At 51.0% G+C, this 15,071-nt stretch carries 12 protein-coding genes and 1 other annotated feature; of the genes, 1 reads left to right on the forward strand and 11 read right to left on the reverse strand.

The window, feature by feature from the left end; all coding sequences use genetic code 11:
* Positions 1 to 30: 30 nt before the first annotated feature.
* Positions 31 to 2,250, reverse strand: coding sequence for an NlpC/P60 family protein (locus tag ACI3EW_RS08490; RefSeq protein ID WP_405579329.1), 2,220 nt, complete (start codon positions 2,248 to 2,250; stop codon positions 31 to 33).
* Between the two features lie 548 nt (positions 2,251 to 2,798).
* On the opposite strand from ACI3EW_RS08490, the gene glmS reads away from it, so the two are divergent.
* Positions 2,799 to 4,616, forward strand: a complete 1,818-nt coding sequence (glmS, locus tag ACI3EW_RS08495; protein WP_329752519.1) for a glutamine--fructose-6-phosphate transaminase (isomerizing) — start codon at positions 2,799 to 2,801, stop codon at positions 4,614 to 4,616.
* A gap of 139 nt (positions 4,617 to 4,755) precedes the next feature.
* Here the strand turns inward: glmS and ACI3EW_RS08500 are convergent, their stop codons facing one another.
* From ACI3EW_RS08500 to ACI3EW_RS08545, 10 genes are all read right to left on the reverse strand, one after another.
* Positions 4,756 to 5,388 carry a cytidylate kinase-like family protein gene (locus tag ACI3EW_RS08500; RefSeq protein ID WP_405579332.1) on the reverse strand — a complete coding sequence of 211 codons (633 nt, stop codon included), beginning with the start codon at positions 5,386 to 5,388 and terminating at the stop codon, positions 4,756 to 4,758.
* Positions 5,389 to 5,565: 177 nt separating this feature from the next.
* Entirely contained in the window at positions 5,566 to 6,477 is a 912-nt protein-coding gene (locus tag ACI3EW_RS08505) for an RluA family pseudouridine synthase (RefSeq protein WP_405579335.1), read from the reverse strand.
* On the reverse strand, positions 6,474 to 6,989 hold the full coding sequence (lspA, locus tag ACI3EW_RS08510) for a signal peptidase II (RefSeq protein WP_118321062.1): 516 nt from the start codon (positions 6,987 to 6,989) through the stop codon (positions 6,474 to 6,476). The genes ACI3EW_RS08505 and lspA overlap by 4 nt, the downstream gene beginning before the upstream one ends.
* Before the next feature lie 9 nt (positions 6,990 to 6,998).
* A complete protein-coding gene (gene aroB / locus ACI3EW_RS08515) occupies positions 6,999 to 8,099 on the reverse strand; it encodes a 3-dehydroquinate synthase (protein WP_215702041.1) in 1,101 nt (366 codons plus the stop codon).
* A gap of 12 nt (positions 8,100 to 8,111) precedes the next feature.
* On the reverse strand, positions 8,112 to 8,867 hold the full coding sequence (locus ACI3EW_RS08520; protein WP_405579339.1) for a YlmH family RNA-binding protein: 756 nt from the start codon (positions 8,865 to 8,867) through the stop codon (positions 8,112 to 8,114).
* A gap of 11 nt (positions 8,868 to 8,878) precedes the next feature.
* The gene (locus tag ACI3EW_RS08525) at positions 8,879 to 9,391 is read right to left on the reverse strand and encodes a cell division protein SepF (RefSeq protein WP_118298034.1); all 513 of its coding nucleotides are present in this window, start codon (positions 9,389 to 9,391) and stop codon (positions 8,879 to 8,881) included.
* 17 nt (positions 9,392 to 9,408) lie between these two features.
* Complete coding sequence (locus ACI3EW_RS08530) at positions 9,409 to 10,092, reverse strand: YggS family pyridoxal phosphate-dependent enzyme (RefSeq protein ID WP_118298033.1); 684 nt, start codon at positions 10,090 to 10,092, stop codon at positions 9,409 to 9,411.
* 11 nt (positions 10,093 to 10,103) lie between these two features.
* Entirely contained in the window at positions 10,104 to 11,528 is a 1,425-nt protein-coding gene (locus tag ACI3EW_RS08535; protein WP_185911881.1) for a biotin/lipoyl attachment domain-containing protein, read from the reverse strand.
* 143 nt (positions 11,529 to 11,671) lie between these two features.
* Complete coding sequence (gene thrS / locus ACI3EW_RS08540; RefSeq protein WP_118533033.1) at positions 11,672 to 13,612, reverse strand: threonine--tRNA ligase; 1,941 nt, start codon at positions 13,610 to 13,612, stop codon at positions 11,672 to 11,674.
* Positions 13,613 to 13,698: 86 nt separating this feature from the next.
* Positions 13,699 to 13,897 (reverse strand) — a binding site (T-box leader).
* A gap of 4 nt (positions 13,898 to 13,901) precedes the next feature.
* On the reverse strand, positions 13,902 to 15,041 hold the full coding sequence (locus tag ACI3EW_RS08545; protein ID WP_329752511.1) for an ABC transporter ATP-binding protein: 1,140 nt from the start codon (positions 15,039 to 15,041) through the stop codon (positions 13,902 to 13,904).
* Positions 15,042 to 15,071 lie beyond the last annotated feature (30 nt).

Below are 15,071 nucleotides of genomic sequence, written 5' to 3' on the forward strand. Positions count from 1 at the left end.
AAATCGGTTAATTCCCAGAACTACATTCCATTAATCCAGCAGATTTCTATAATACGGCCAGTTCGCGTTCATCACGCCAATTGTGACATTGTTCGCGGAACCCGTCTCATGGACACACTGGATCTGTCCGTTTGAGGTAAATCCGAGGAACATGATAACATGCGGCGTGGATCCCGTGATTACCACGATATCGCCCGGCTTCAAATCCTGACGTTTTACCTGCCGTCCAAGAGTCCTTAAGCCCTCTGTGCCCTCATACGGCAGATGCGTTCCTGTGACGGACCAGTATACCCAGTTGACCCATCCGGAACAGTCGAGTCCCTTTAAGATACGTCCCTTGTGGTCCGGGATCGTGACGGAACCGAAATTGTTGCCAGTATAATTCTGGGCGCTGGCCTTTCCACCCCAGTAATACGGAACTTTTCCGACAGATTGAAGGGCGTACCGGATAATATTCTTTCTCGTCTCTGAAGTATCTTTTGGAAGTCTGCTCATGTAGGAGTCAATCTCCGTCGTTGAGAGCGGCGCTCTTGTGCCCTCCACGACTACATTGAGCCCATATGTCTCTGTCCAGTCCTGGCGGTTGATATGGCTTACAAAGGACATCATTCTGCGGTTCCAGCCTTCCCAGCCGGTTCCGTCTGCGGTTACTGATGCAGTCTCTCCCACCGCATTTCCCGCATCATCGATGCTGTAAAGGTTTGCGCTCTCGCTGAGGGTCCGGATGATCGCCGTGATCTTAAGATCGACATGTCCCGGGCAGATCAGCGCATGGGAGGCGGCCGCATGGACGGTGTACTGCTCCACTGTTTCAGCTTGTTCATCAGAAACAGGGATGAACTCCGGATCGGTTTCCGGCTCCTCACTTTCCGCGGATGCTGTTATCTCCGCAGGTGCTGCAGTTTCCGCGGCCGCATGGACGATATAATCGGAGCTTGCATCGGAATCTCCGTTGTCACTGACACGGATGACCTTTACCGTGGTCTCTTCCGCTGCCTCAGAAGAAGGTGCTGTTGTCTGCGGCGCTGTCTCCGCCTGCGCCGAAGGTGCCGCTGTCTGCGGTGTTGTCTCCGGAGCTTTTGTCGTCTCAGCCGCTGTAGTGGAATCTTCCACACGGACGATCGTCGTCTTCTTCTTCGTCTCCTGGATCACGCTCTCCGCTGTCTCAGCCAGGGAATCCAGGGCACTCGTGGTCGACTCCTTTGTCTCAGCTCCTTCTGTGTGGTTTGCAGCTGACGGCGGTACCGTTATTGTCTCAGCTGCCGTTGTGGTGCCTTCCGACGCCCCCTGCGCGGAGGAGGCGGACGAAGAGCTGCCGCTGTAGCTCTCCCCGTTCACGGAAACCGTGTCTCCGGCCTGGTCGATGACCTCATCTCCCACATCTGTCCGGATCTCGGTATCGATATTCCGCCCGGATACGAATGTATCCTCTCCTTCCAGCTCAGAATCTCCCTCTTCCGCGGACGCGTTCGGATCCACACAGCCATCACAGTAGTAGACGTTTCCCAAAACTGCCTGGTAGGAATGTGATTTTGTCCAGAGATCATTGACGTAGGCACGGATCGAATCAAGGTCCGTGATCCCATTGTAATAAGCATATACACTCGCCATGGAAAGAATGTCCTGGGCATTGGAGACCGCGGATGTGACCTCTCCGTCTCCGTTGTAGAACGTGATCTTTACATTCTTAAAATGTTCCACATACCAGGTGGACGGATCATTTTTATTCTGGGTCTTTGATGTCGGATTGTACTGTCCGAGAACGGAGGATGCCTTGCGTCCAAAGGCAGGCGCCAGCTTTACCGGTGCCGTATTTGCCATATCGTAGATCGCAGCAAACCATTTGGAATCCTTCTGGATCAGCTCCTTCATCAGGATCTCCGCATAGCTTGTCTCCGATCCCTCTGCGTACATATTTGCGAGATTTAATTTATACGGGGCCGGAGCATCCGGGTCGATCTCCGCTGTGGTCTCCTCAGTCTCTCTCTCCGTCGGATCCTCGAGGATATCAAAGGTCTCCGGTTCTGTGATCCTCTCTGTACTGATCTCAGCCGGGGCGGCCACCGGAATATATGGCACCATCGCGGAAAACGCGATACAGGTGCACAAAGCCATCGCCAGAAGCGGTCTTGCATTCTGTCTGCGCGTCACCCAGCGCATACAGTCCGCCGCGATCTTTTCGACCTGTTCACGGATCTTTTCTTTATCGAAAGGTAATTTATGAAAATCTAAATGGTCTTTGAACTTCATTTTCGAGCGTACATCTCCTGCATTATGTAAATATAACGGTGTAAGTATAACATATAGAGGAAGGAAAATTGTTTAAGATTTTTTTAATTTTCCAAAATCAGCAGGTTCTTACAGCCCCGGAATTCCGGCATTTTTTTCGGCAAATATATGGCACGATCCGGTCCTTGTTGACATTCTTCATCTTTTCCCATATACTGAGCAATATAAGGACATTGTGGCCGCTATGTGATGAAGCTCTTGCTTTTCCGTAGTAGAACGGGACAGTGTCCGGACAGGTTTCTGCAGCCGCTATGTGAGCCGTTGATCCGGCCATAGTTAAACGGGCAGAGACCTGCCATTTTTTTGCATATACCGGCGTATCCGTCACGGTCACACTCCTTTCTCAAAGACATTAAAGTCAGTCACCGATTGACTTTCCGGACATTTACTATTATAATCCTAGCAAATTCATTTGAATAAATTTACCGCACACGGGCACACATGATCCGTGCACGGTAACAGGATTCTGCCAATACCGGTTCAACCATCAGGAAATGGAGATGATATATATGTGTGGAATTATCGGATACTGCGGTCCTTTAGATGCGCAGACAGTATTGCTAGACGGCCTTACCCAGCTCGAATACCGTGGTTATGACAGCGCCGGGATCGCCCTGTTTGATGAGAACTCAAAGATCCATTTTATCAAAAAAGTCGGAAAAGTTGCCGCTCTCCGCAAGGTGTGCGAGGAAAATCCGGTCGTGTCCCACTGCGGGATCGGTCATACTCGCTGGGCAACGCACGGCGGCGTCACCAGTGAAAACGCCCATCCGCATGTTGCAGGGAAGGTGACGATGATCCATAACGGCATCATAGAAAACTATCACGCCCTGACGGAAAAATACCACCTGGAAGGAAAACTTCACTCCCAGACGGACACGGAAGTTGCCGCAGCAACCTTAAACGAGATCTACAACGGTGACCCGATCCCGTCGATCCGGAAATTTTTAAACCAGCTGGAAGGCTCCTACGCCTTCTGTATCATGTTTGAAGACCGTCCCGGCGAGATCTATGCGGTGAGAAACGTAAGTCCGCTCGTAGCGGCTTACACAGCTTCAGGCGCCATGATCGCCTCCGACCTGACCGCACTTCTCCCGTACTCAAAGAAATACTTCGTTGTTCCGGAAGGAAAGCTCGTACAGCTCACCGCCTACCACGCTGATCTCTACGAGCTTGACGGCACAAAGACTGAGCCTGAGATCCTGGAGGCATCCTGGAACACGGACGCTGCCATGAAAAACGGGTTCCCTCACTTTATGATGAAGGAGATCCACGAGCAGCCGGAAGTGTTAAAGAAAACGATCCTGCCGCGTCTCACAAAAGGTCTCCCGGATCTCACCGACGAGAAGATCCCGGATGAGCTCTTAAAACGGATCACAAATATCCGCGTCATCGCCTGCGGAACTGCCATGCACGCCGGGATGGTCGCAAGAGCCCTGATCGAGCCACGTCTCAGGATCCCGGTCACAGTGTCCATCGCCTCCGAGTTCCGCTATGAGGAGCCGCTGATCGATGACTCCACGCTCACGATCGTGATCTCCCAGTCCGGCGAGACGATCGATACCCTGGCGGCGCTGCGCCTCGCGAGAGAATGCGGCTCCACCGTGATCTCGGTTGTAAATGTAAAAGGTTCCACGATCGCCCGCGAAAGCGACTATGTGATCTACACGCATGGAGGCCCTGAGATCGCCGTGGCGAGCACGAAAGCCTACACGGTACAGATTGCCGCCCTCTATCTTCTTTTCTGCCGTATGGCGCTTATACGCGGCGTATACACGGAAGAACATGCAGAGCAGTTCATGAGTGACCTCTTAAACTGTGCCACCTCCATGGAGACCATGATCCGGGAGGAAAATACGATCAATGAGATCGTCACCCATATCGTAAACTACCCGGATGTCTTCTTTATCGGCCGCGGAATGGACTACGCATTCTCCCTGGAGGGCGCGTTAAAGCTGAAAGAGATCTCCTACATTCATGCGGAGGCTTACGCAGCCGGTGAGTTGAAGCACGGAACCATCGCTCTGATCACAGACCATGTTCCGGTCATCGCGATCGCGACCCAGAAGCATATTTTCGCAAAGACGATCTCGAATATCCGCGAGGTGAAAGCGCGAGGTGCTTATGTGATCCTCCTCGTCACGGAAGATACCGCTGTCGACGAGGGCATTGCAGATGTGATCATCCGCATTCCAAGGGAAGATGACAAATTCACCGTGTTCCCAATCGCCGTTGTCCTTCAGCTCATCGCCTACTACGCTTCCGTCCAGAAAGGTCTTGATGTGGACCAGCCGAGAAACCTGGCAAAATCCGTGACGGTGGAATAAATAAAACAAGTTTATACAAAAAACCACCGGTTCAGGCAGATACATCCTCGCCCGGACCGGTGTTTTTTTACGCTTTATTCTTCTTTTTTATCCATTCTGATCCTTCTGTACGTTCGCCGGATGGCTTCCGTCAGAACCACTATTTCTTATAAGCGTCCTTGATCTTCGCAAATTCCTGGATCATCTTCACAACTCCGTCATATCCGATCTTGCTGCTGTTCATGCAGAGATCATAGCTCTTGGAATCGCCCCAGCGCTTGCTGGAATAATAGTTATAGTAACTGGAACGCTTTTTATCGGTCTTGATCATGAGATCCTTCGCCTGAGATTCCGTGATCTTATGGCGCTCCATCAAAGTCTTGATCTTCACATCCTCATCAGCTGTAATAAACACGGATACTACGTTCGGATAATCAGCCAGCGCGTAGTCAGCGCAGCGTCCGATAATTACGCAGGATTCTTTATCCGCAAGATTTTTGATCGTATCAAACTGCGCAAGGAAGATCTTATGGTTGATCGGCATATCCATATATGCAGAGTTCGTATATCCAAGGGAATACGTATCCATTACCAGAGAATATAAGAAACTGCTCGTCGGTTTCTCGTCATGGGTCTCAAACAGCTCTTTGCAGAGACCGCTCTCTTTTGCAGCCAGATTCAGGAGCTCTTTGTCATAACATTTTATACCGAGTTTTTCTGCTAACGCCTGCCCGATATGTCTTCCTCCGCTTCCACATTCTCTTCCGATCGTAATAATAAGGTTATCACTCATATGCCACAGCTCCTTTCTGTCATCAAGCTTTCTGATACCTGTATTATATAAAAATTTCAGATAATATGCAAGAGTTATTCCATAATTTTTCCGAATTTTTGTATCAGTATATGCAGAAAGCAGAATACCCTGCTGCCTGTGAAATGAGTGAAATTGACAAATCCCGCTCAGGATCCGTTATCTGGGCAGCTTCCGCAAAAGCTCCTCAAAATACTCCGGCAGCGGCGCCGAAAATTCCATATATTCCCCTGTCCGCGGATGCACAAAGCCGAGGATCCCCGCATGCAGCGTCTGTCCCTGAAGCTTGTACGGACATTTTGCCGGACCGTATACGGCATCGCCCAAAAGCGGATGTCCGATGCTCGCCATATGGACGCGGATCTGGTGAGTCCTTCCCGTCTCCAGGCGGCACTCGATATGAGTGAAATCCTTAAACCGTGTAAGCACCTTGTAATGGGTCACCGCGGATTTTCCGTTATTGTAATTGATCGCCATCTTCTTCCGGTCTTTCGGACTTCTTCCGATCGGCGCGTCGATCACGCCCTCATCGTCCTTTAAAACGCCGTGAACGATCGCCTGGTAGCGGCGGGTGATCGAATGTTCTTTCAGCTGTGCTGCGATGGAATTGTGGGCGAGATCATTCTTGCAGGCGATGATGACGCCGGTCGTGTCCATATCGATCCGGTGGACGATCCCCGGGCGCAGAACCCCGTTGATCCCTGAGAGATCTTCCTTACAATGGTACATCAGCGCATTCACCAAAGTCCCTGTGTAATGTCCTGCTGCCGGATGGACCACCATGCCCTTCGGCTTGTTCACCAGGATCACATCGTGATCCTCATATAAGATATCGAGCGGGATATCCTCCGGAACGATCTCTGGCTCCACAGCCTCCGGCACCTCGAAGGAGATCGTATCCCCCTCTGCCGCCTTGTAGCTCGCTTTCACCGGGCGCCCGTTTACCATGACTTCCCCGGATTTTAACAGCTTCTGCAAAAACGAGCGCGACAGATCTTCATACTGTTCCGCAAGGAACTTGTCGATCCGGTCTCCAGCCGTCTCCTCGGTCACAAAACATTCTTCTCTCACTGCTCATTCTCCTTTTTTGATGAGAGGAAGGAAAGCTCATCCTCCTTGTAGAAAAAGCCGATCAGCAGGATCAGAAGTCCGGCCGCGCAGACCACGTAGCAGTCCGCCACGTTAAAAATCGGGAAGTCGATGAGGCTAAAATAGAAGAAATCCACCACGAACCCCCGTACCGCACGGTCGATCAGGTTTCCGACAGCTCCGGAAAGGAGAAGGATCATGGCGATATAAAGAGGCAGGTACCGGCTTCCGGACGGAAGTTTTGCCACAAAGACAAGGACCGCGATCACAACGGCCGCAGCCACCAGGAAGAAAAACCACTGTTTTCCCTGGAGGATCCCGAAAGCCGCTCCCCGGTTTTCCGAGTATAAAAGCTCAAAGACTCCCTTGATCAGCACCAGCGGTCCGTTGACGCGCAGCGTGCTGTAAGCCATACTCTTCGCCCACTGGTCCAGGGCGATGAGCAGGGCAGAACAAACGGCAAGAATGCCGTAGCGTTTTCCGATCGTATTCATAAAACACTCCTATCTGAAAATGGCTGCAAGGGCGCGCTCCATCTCCTCTTTTGTGACGGTCCGGTCGATGTAGGCATGTCCCACACGGTCCAGAAGGATGAACTTGATCACGCCGGCCTCCATCTTTTTATCATTTTTCGTCGCCGCGATCACTTCCTCCGGATCGAGACCGGAAACAGATGTCGGAATGGAGAAATACTCCATCAGTGCCCGGTATGCATTGATCTCATCCTGGTTCACAAGACCGCGCTCCTTACAGATATTCATGGCTGCAAGGGCACCGACCGCAACACAGTGACCGTGGAGCATCGTAAAATTCTTTAATTTCTCGATGGCATGCCCCAGCGTATGACCAAAGTTTAAGGTCGCACGCTCATTCTGCTCGGTCGGATCGATCTCAACGACCTCACGTTTGATAAAATCGCTTCCCTGGATCAGAAGTTTTAATGTATCCGCATCCTTTGCGAGGATTTTTTCTTTGTTGGCCGCGATCCAGTCAAAGTATTCCCGGTCACGGATCAGACCGTGTTTGATGACCTCTCCCATGCCGCCGGAAAACTGGTTGTCCGGAAGTGTGCGAAGAACGGACACGTTCGTGTATACAAGTTTCGGCATATGGAAGGCGCCGACCATATTTTTGTAGGAATCAAAATCAACCCCCGTCTTTCCGCCGATCCCGGAGTCCACCTGGGATAACAGGGTTGTCGGGATCTGGACAAAATCGACGCCGCGGAGATAGGTAGCTGCGACAAAGCCGCAGAGATCGCCCGTAACGCCGCCGCCCAGTGCGACGAGAAGATCTTTCCGGTCATAGTGGTTTAAGATCAGATGTTCGTAAGCTCCCTGGACCGTCTTTAAATTCTTGTTCTCTTCCCCTGCCGGGAACACATAGGAAGTGACCTCGCGGCAGCAGCCGAAGAGGATCCTTGTCACCTCATCGAGATAGATGTCAGCGACATTGGAATCCGCGATGATACAGATCTTCTTCTTTTCGGTGCCGAGAACGGAGATCTCCTTTGCAAGTGAATCAAACGAGTCCTCCAGGACAATATCATAAATAGTCTTCCCGTCCATGTGGACCGGGATCCGGTTTACATGTTCTTTGATCATAAGGATAACCTCCTATTTGTAGCGGTACACCACGACGGATGTACGCCCCTTTTTCGTAAGATTTCCCGGCTCTCCGAACCGGAATTTTCCGATCCCGCGGATTGACAGGATCTCTCCGCCCCGCAGGTTTAACGATACATTTGTGCAGACAGCTCCGTTTACGGAAACCTTCTCACCTTCAATATAGACTGCTGCCTTTGTCCTGGAAAGTCTCGCGCACAGTGCGACGACCGAGTCCAGGCGGACCGAGCTCACCGTTCCGGAAACCTCCTCCGTCTCCGGTTCCGGGAGATCCGAAAAATCCGACGTGATCTCTGTGATAACAGAAGTGTGCCGGATCATCGTGAGGTTCTCCGCAAGGTATCTGCTCATCTTTTCCATGACAAAAACCCAGGCATTCCCCTCCTGCAGAACAATATCTCCGATCATGGACCGCTCGATGCCGAGATTCATGATCGCACCGAGATAATCCCTGTGTGTCAGCTCCTCCGCAAAACGCCGGTTCGCGGGCGCGATCTTTAAACACACAAACGGCGGAGCGTAGAGTTCCTCCTCGTAGGACGCCAGAAAACATAAAACCTTCCGTTCAGACATCGGAAAGCCGCCGGAAAGTACGAACTTCACCGGCGGCAGCGTAGCCGACATATTCTGGAAGACAGTCTGTTCTGCAAGTGTCAGAAAATCTGTGTGAAGCGGGATATCGCGGGAGTAAACGTTCTGCGCCAGTTCCTGGATCCGCTTTTTAAAAAGCTGTTCTTCCTTTTCCATATCGATCCTTTTTACAGATGAATGTTGAGTCCGGATACGTCTAAGTTTCCTCCGGAAAGAAGATCCTGGAAGTCACCGGACAGTTCAACGGACTGCGGGGTCGCAATAAAAATGTAATTGGAAATCTTCTGGAGATTTCCGTTCATGGAATAGGTGGATCCGGATGTGAAATCGATGATCCGCTGTGCGGTCTCGGTGTGAATCCCCTCCATGTTAAGGACTACTGCCTTTCCGGCAAGCAGATAATCGCAGATCTCCTTTGCGTCATCCAGGGATGTCGGTTTGATCAGAGAAACCTCCATCCCGTTTCCGCGGCGCATCGGAACGACTTTATTGTTGTTTGTGGCGCGAGGTAAGAATCTCGGTTTCTCCTCCTCATAATCATCTAGATCATCGGCTGCCTGTTTCTTAAAAAGGCTCTTTCGTGCCGGTTTTTCATCCTCATAATCGTCATCTAAGAAGTAATCGTCATCTTCATCGTCGTTCAGACGCATCGTATCCATAATCTTGCCTAAAAAGCTCATATCTAGTTCTCTCCAATCTATCTGGAACCAAAGATTCCGGTCCCTACTCTAATCATGGTTGCACCTTCCTCAACAGCCACCTCGAAGTCGCCGGTCATACCCATGGAAAGCGCAGTCATAGTACCATTATCAATGTTTTTACTTTTGATGTCAACATATAATTGATATAATTCTTTAAAATATTTTCGATTTTCTTCCGCGTCTTCGACGTTTGGAGCGATCGTCATCATCCCCTTTACGCAGACATGCGGGAATGCCTGGATCTCTTTCAGGTTCGGGATCACATCCTCTAAGAACATGCCGAATTTGCTCTCCTCCCTCGCTACGTTGACCTCGAGGAGCACGTTTGCGATCATATCACGCTTCGCCGCTTCCTTCTCGATCTTCTCTGCGAGATGGACGCTGTCACAGGAGTGGATCAGGACCGCCTTATCGATGACCTGTCCGACCTTGTTTGTCTGGAGATGTCCGATCATATGGAATCTCGCATCCTCCGGGATCTGCGGACGTTTTTCCGTGATCTCCTGCACCTTGTTTTCACCGAAATCACGCTCCCCGGCCTCATAAGCTTCCATCAGCATGGAAACCGGCTTCGTCTTGCTGACGGAGATCAGGGTAACTTCCTTCGGGTCTCTTCCCGCACGAAGGCAGGCCGCATTCACGCGTTCTCTCACATTTTTTATATTCTCTGCAATTGACATGATAAAACCTCCTACTGATAGATGATCATTCCGTTTCCGGTCACGGCATTCGCGTCAAGGACAATGTGGTCGTAGACGGACAGACCGTAGTCCGTTCCCTTTTTGATCGTGTAATATTCATCATTCGAAGAAAGAATCTCAATTCTCCGGAATACCGTATAACCGCGGTTGATATTGTAGACACCCTGTACAGACTGGGTCATTCCGATCTGATAGCGCTCCCCGGAATCATCCTTCGTGAGGAAGTCCCCGGCTTTCAGCTCGCTGTTTTCCCCGGCGTCCACGTAATAATATTCGTCATCCGCATAGTAGATCGTACACGGAGTGACAACTCCCACCGTCTTTCCGTCCGCATATGTCTCTTTCCGGAAACCGCTCTGAGAGACTATCGAGGTGTCGGAAGAGTCTTTCTTCCCGCTCACATAGTAGTCTTTCGGGATCACATAGAACGTCACATCGGTCACGGAACTTCTCGGGATCTTGAGTCCGCGCACTTCATCCGTCACGATCTCAAAGTCCACATAGCGGTCCGATACAAACTGCTCCATATATTTGGAAAAATCGAGTTTTCCGTATGTTTTTCCGTCTCCCCCAGTCACGGTGGAGAATGCCCCCGAAGTCTCCAGGTCACGCCCTGTAAACTTTACTGTCAGGGATGTCTTCCCATTATAAGTGGTAAGATCTTCATCGGAAAGTGGAAATACGATCGACCAGTCCTCGGAGGTAATGATCTTATAAGCCGGAGCCCCCGTCTCCACGAGCTGCCCGGAACGGATCCCGGATTTTTTATAGCTGCTCTTGTCAAACATCTCAGCAGTCACCTGGTTTGGTGTCAGAGTCTCCATCGAATCAATGGAGTACGAAACAACACCGGCCACATCGGACCGCACCTGGGTAAAATTCCCGCCGAGTTCTGAGATCGCGCTGTCCAGATTTTTCAGTGTATCCACGCTGACATACTCCAGGACTTCTGAATCCAGAGTATTCTTTGTATCATAGACTTCGCGGAAATCCTCGTTGGTGAATGTCTGGCTGAAGCTCGACAGCTGTTTTTTTAAAGAAGCAAGATTCTCCTTTGAGAGCGCGACCGATCCGTCTGTTTTCTCCGCGAGCAGAGCCGAAAGTGTTCCTGTCTCATCGATCGAGTAGACTCTTGTGCCAACGGCTGCTCTCTTTCCCTCACGCATATAGAAGTTGATGTTTCCGGCACGGTCCGTATATTTCGGCTCCTCCGTCCGGAGAATGATCCCGGTGTGCCTCGTATCATTTACGATACTTCCTTCCACAACTTCATAAAACTCCACCTTGTCCCTGCGAAGGTAGGTATAGAGATAAAACGCCATATATAAGAAAATGAGGGCAAAAATGATCATGCCCACATTGATATTCAGGGGCCGGCGATAACGAACGACTTTCCTGTTCTTTTTCTTCGCCAATTGATAAAACCTCCCAACGGTCATATTCCGCTTTATGATACCATCATTCAGAAAAAAGTTCAAGCGGACAGACAAAAAAGCAGAAAAAAGCCGGTCCACGGAAAATTCCGAAGACCGGCCTGCAATTTATCTCTGGATCGAGATTATTTCTCTTCTTCTTTCTTTACTTCAACCGGACGGTTGATGCGTGCTGTGATCTCAGCCTTGATATTTGCGATAAATACATTCAGATCCTCTGCACCCTCATCGCCTTTGAAGCGGCTTCTTACGGATACGGTTCCGTCTGCCTGCTCTTTCTGTCCGACAACTAACATGTACGGGATCTTCTGACCCTGTGCCTCACGGATCTTGTATCCGATCTTCTCGGAACGGAGATCGATCTCGGAGCGGATATCCGCTGCGTCAAGAGCTGCCTTGACGGATTTTGCGTACTCCTCGTATTTCTCGGAGATCGGAAGAACCTTGACCTGAACAGGTGCAAGCCATGTCGGGAATGCGCCTGCAAAGTGCTCGATCAGGATACCGATGAAACGCTCGATGGAACCGAAGCATACACGGTGGATCATGATCGGTCTGTGCTTCTCACCGTCAGCTCCGATGTACTCAAGTTCGAAACGCTGCGGAAGCTGGAAGTCAAGCTGGATCGTACCGCACTGCCATGTTCTGCCGATCGCGTCTACCAGATGGAAGTCGATCTTCGGGCCATAGAATGCGCCGTCGCCTTCGTTGATCACATAGTCGAGTCCAAGGTCATCAAGCGCACCCTGTAAGGAGCTTGTTGCAAGCTCCCAGTCCTCGTCGCTTCCCATGGAGTCTTCCGGTCTTGTGGAGAGCTCTACATGGTACTTGAATCCGAACAGGGAATATACCTGATTGATGAGGCCTGCTACGTTCTTGATCTCGTCGCGGATCTGCTCCGGAGTCATGAAGATATGGGCATCATCCTGTGTGAAGCAGCGTACACGCATAAGACCGTGAAGCTGACCGGATTTCTCATGACGGTGAACGATACCAAGCTCGCCCATACGGAGCGGAAGGTCACGGTAGGAACGCGGCTCGGAAGCATAAACAAGAACGCCGCCCGGGCAGTTCATCGGTTTGATCGCGTAATCTTCGCCGTCGATCACAGTTGTATACATGTTGTTCTTATAGTGATCCCAGTGACCGGATGTCTCCCAGAGGCTTCTGTTTAAGATGATCGGTGTGGAGATCTCTACATAACCTGCTTTTTTATGGATCTCGCGCCAGTAATCAAGCAGTGTATTCTTTAAGATCATTCCCTTCGGAAGGAAGAACGGGAATCCAGGACCTGCATCGCTCATCATGAAGAGACCGAGCTCTTTGCCGAGCTTTCTGTGGTCACGCTTCTTCGCCTCTTCCATCATGGTAACGTAAGCTTCCAGGTCTTCTTTCTTTGCGAAAGCTGTCGCATAGATACGTGTGAGCATCTTGTTCTTTTCGCTTCCGCGCCAGTAAGCACCGGCGATGTTCATGAGCTTGAATGCCTTGCCGACTTCCTTTGTGTTCATGAGGTGCGGGCCTGCACAGAGGTCTGTGAACTCGCCCTGTTTGTAGAAGCTGATGATCGCATCTTCCGGAAGATCCTCGATGAGCTCTACTTTGTACGGCTCATTCTTTTCTTTCATGAATTCGATCGCCTGCGCTCTCGGAAGCTCGAAGCGCTCTAACGGAAGAGCTTCTTTGATGATCTTCTTCATCTCAGCTTCGATCTTTGCGAGGTCATCGGATGTTACCGGCTCATCGCGGTCGATATCGTAGTAGAAGCCGTCAGCGATGGACGGACCGATCGCAAGCTTTGTCTCCGGCCAGAGTCTCTTGATCGCCTGAGCCATCACATGGCTTGCTGTGTGGCGGAGTGCTGCAAGACCTTCCGGATCCTTTGCTGTGAAGATATTTAATGTGCAGTCCTTGTCAACGATCGTGCGCAGATCCTTTACTTCTCCGTCGATCTCTGCGACACAGGCCATTCTTGCAAGGCCTTCGCTGATATCTTTTGCGATGTCGATGACAGCCATCGGCTGTGCGTACTCTTTAAAAGAGCCATCTTTTAATGTTACTTTCATGGTCATTCTCCTCTTTCTTGTGGAAAAATTTTATGCTGTTTTCCGTTTCGCGAAAAAAAAGTCCCTTGACTGTACACGAAATACAGTCAAGGGACGAGATTACCCGTGGTTCCACCCTGCTTGTATAGAAAATCTATACCACTTCATTTGATGATAACGGAATCACCGTTCCCGATTAAGGGACACTCCAGGGCGGTCTTCGGTTCGTTCCGTGCAGGATATTCTCACCAAACATATCCCTCTCTGAGCATTTTCCGAACGTACTCTTCCTGTCAACGTGTTATTTTTTTCACTTGTAAATCAGTATATCACCGGAATCAGATTTGTCAAGATTTATTTGCTGTAATTTTCCGAGTTCCTTCGCAGACCGCCAAAGCTCGCGGTTCCTGCTGTTCATGGTCCCGAAGACTGTGAGCGGGCAGAGAACGGCTTCGCAGGAATCCAGAAGTTTTTCTGCCTGAAGATACGCCTGCTCTCCCACCGGCTCAAACGGGATCTCGGAGACCACCTCTGCCGCCAGCGCCATCGCCGTCTGGTACTCCACATCATTTTCATGGATGACCCCGGCTGCAAACGCGATCCCGGCTCTGTTTAAGGCGTGGTATACAGGGATCCCGCTCCCCATCCCGCCGATGACAAACACCTTCGGAGTTCCGTCTGTCCGCGGAAGCTCCGGAAATCCAAGCGAAGTCAGATAGCTCCCGTGCCGGATCCCGTAGAGGTTCGCGATATACTCCTTTTCAAACACTTCCTCCGGGGTTCCTGCTCTTCCGATCGTCCCGTGTTCCGCACAGAGCACGTAATCGGAGATCCGCTCCGCAAGGTCCAGCTCGTGGAGCGACATGAGGATTGCCATATTTCTTTCGTGAACCAGCCGTTTCAAAATATCAAGGAGCTCGAGTTTATGCCGGATATCAAGAAAGGAGGTCGGCTCATCGAGGACCAGGAGTTCCGGTTCCTGGCAGATGGCGCGAGCCAGAAGAACGCGCTGCTTCTGTCCATCACTCGTGTTCCGGAACAGGATGTCCGCAAGGTCTTCGCACTGCACCATGGAAAGGGCGTCCCGGACTTTTTTCTTATCTTCCCCGGACAGGATCCCGAACCGGCCGGTATACGGATACCGCCCGGCAGCGGCCACATCAAAACACGTCATAAGCTCCGGATCCGGCCGCCCGGTCATGACCACGGCAGTCTTTTTCGCAAACTCATGGTCGGAATATTCCCCGATCCCCCTGCCGTCCAGATAAACACTCCCGCCCAGAGGAGAAAGCTCACGGATGATGCTCTTTAAGATCGTGGACTTTCCGGCCCCGTTCGGTCCGATCAGCGTGACGATGGAGCCGCGGCGGATGTTCATGGAAATATCGGAAATGATCGGTTTTCCGCGGTATCCGACGGTCAGGCAGTCGGCTGTCAGGTAGGTCTTCATACGTTCTCCTTTCATGCTGCTCACAGGCTG

It is taken from the genome of Pilosibacter rotomagensis, assembly GCF_045062245.2.
Classification (GTDB): domain Bacteria; phylum Bacillota; class Clostridia; order Lachnospirales; family Lachnospiraceae; genus Pilosibacter.

Coding starts and splice junctions, on each gene's coding strand:
- glmS (WP_329752519.1), top strand. CDS start 2,799: ATGTGTGGAATTATCGGATACTGCGGTCCTTTAGATGCGCAGACAGTA.
- ACI3EW_RS08530 (WP_118298033.1), bottom strand. CDS start 10,092: ATGTCAATTGCAGAGAATATAAAAAATGTGAGAGAACGCGTGAATGCG.
- ACI3EW_RS08545 (WP_329752511.1), bottom strand. CDS start 15,041: ATGAAGACCTACCTGACAGCCGACTGCCTGACCGTCGGATACCGCGGA.
- lspA (WP_118321062.1), bottom strand. CDS start 6,989: ATGAATACGATCGGAAAACGCTACGGCATTCTTGCCGTTTGTTCTGCC.
- ACI3EW_RS08525 (WP_118298034.1), bottom strand. CDS start 9,391: ATGAGCTTTTTAGGCAAGATTATGGATACGATGCGTCTGAACGACGAT.
- ACI3EW_RS08490 (WP_405579329.1), bottom strand. CDS start 2,250: ATGAAGTTCAAAGACCATTTAGATTTTCATAAATTACCTTTCGATAAA.
- thrS (WP_118533033.1), bottom strand. CDS start 13,612: ATGAAAGTAACATTAAAAGATGGCTCTTTTAAAGAGTACGCACAGCCG.
- aroB (WP_215702041.1), bottom strand. CDS start 8,099: ATGATCAAAGAACATGTAAACCGGATCCCGGTCCACATGGACGGGAAG.
- ACI3EW_RS08520 (WP_405579339.1), bottom strand. CDS start 8,867: ATGGAAAAGGAAGAACAGCTTTTTAAAAAGCGGATCCAGGAACTGGCG.
- ACI3EW_RS08500 (WP_405579332.1), bottom strand. CDS start 5,388: ATGAGTGATAACCTTATTATTACGATCGGAAGAGAATGTGGAAGCGGA.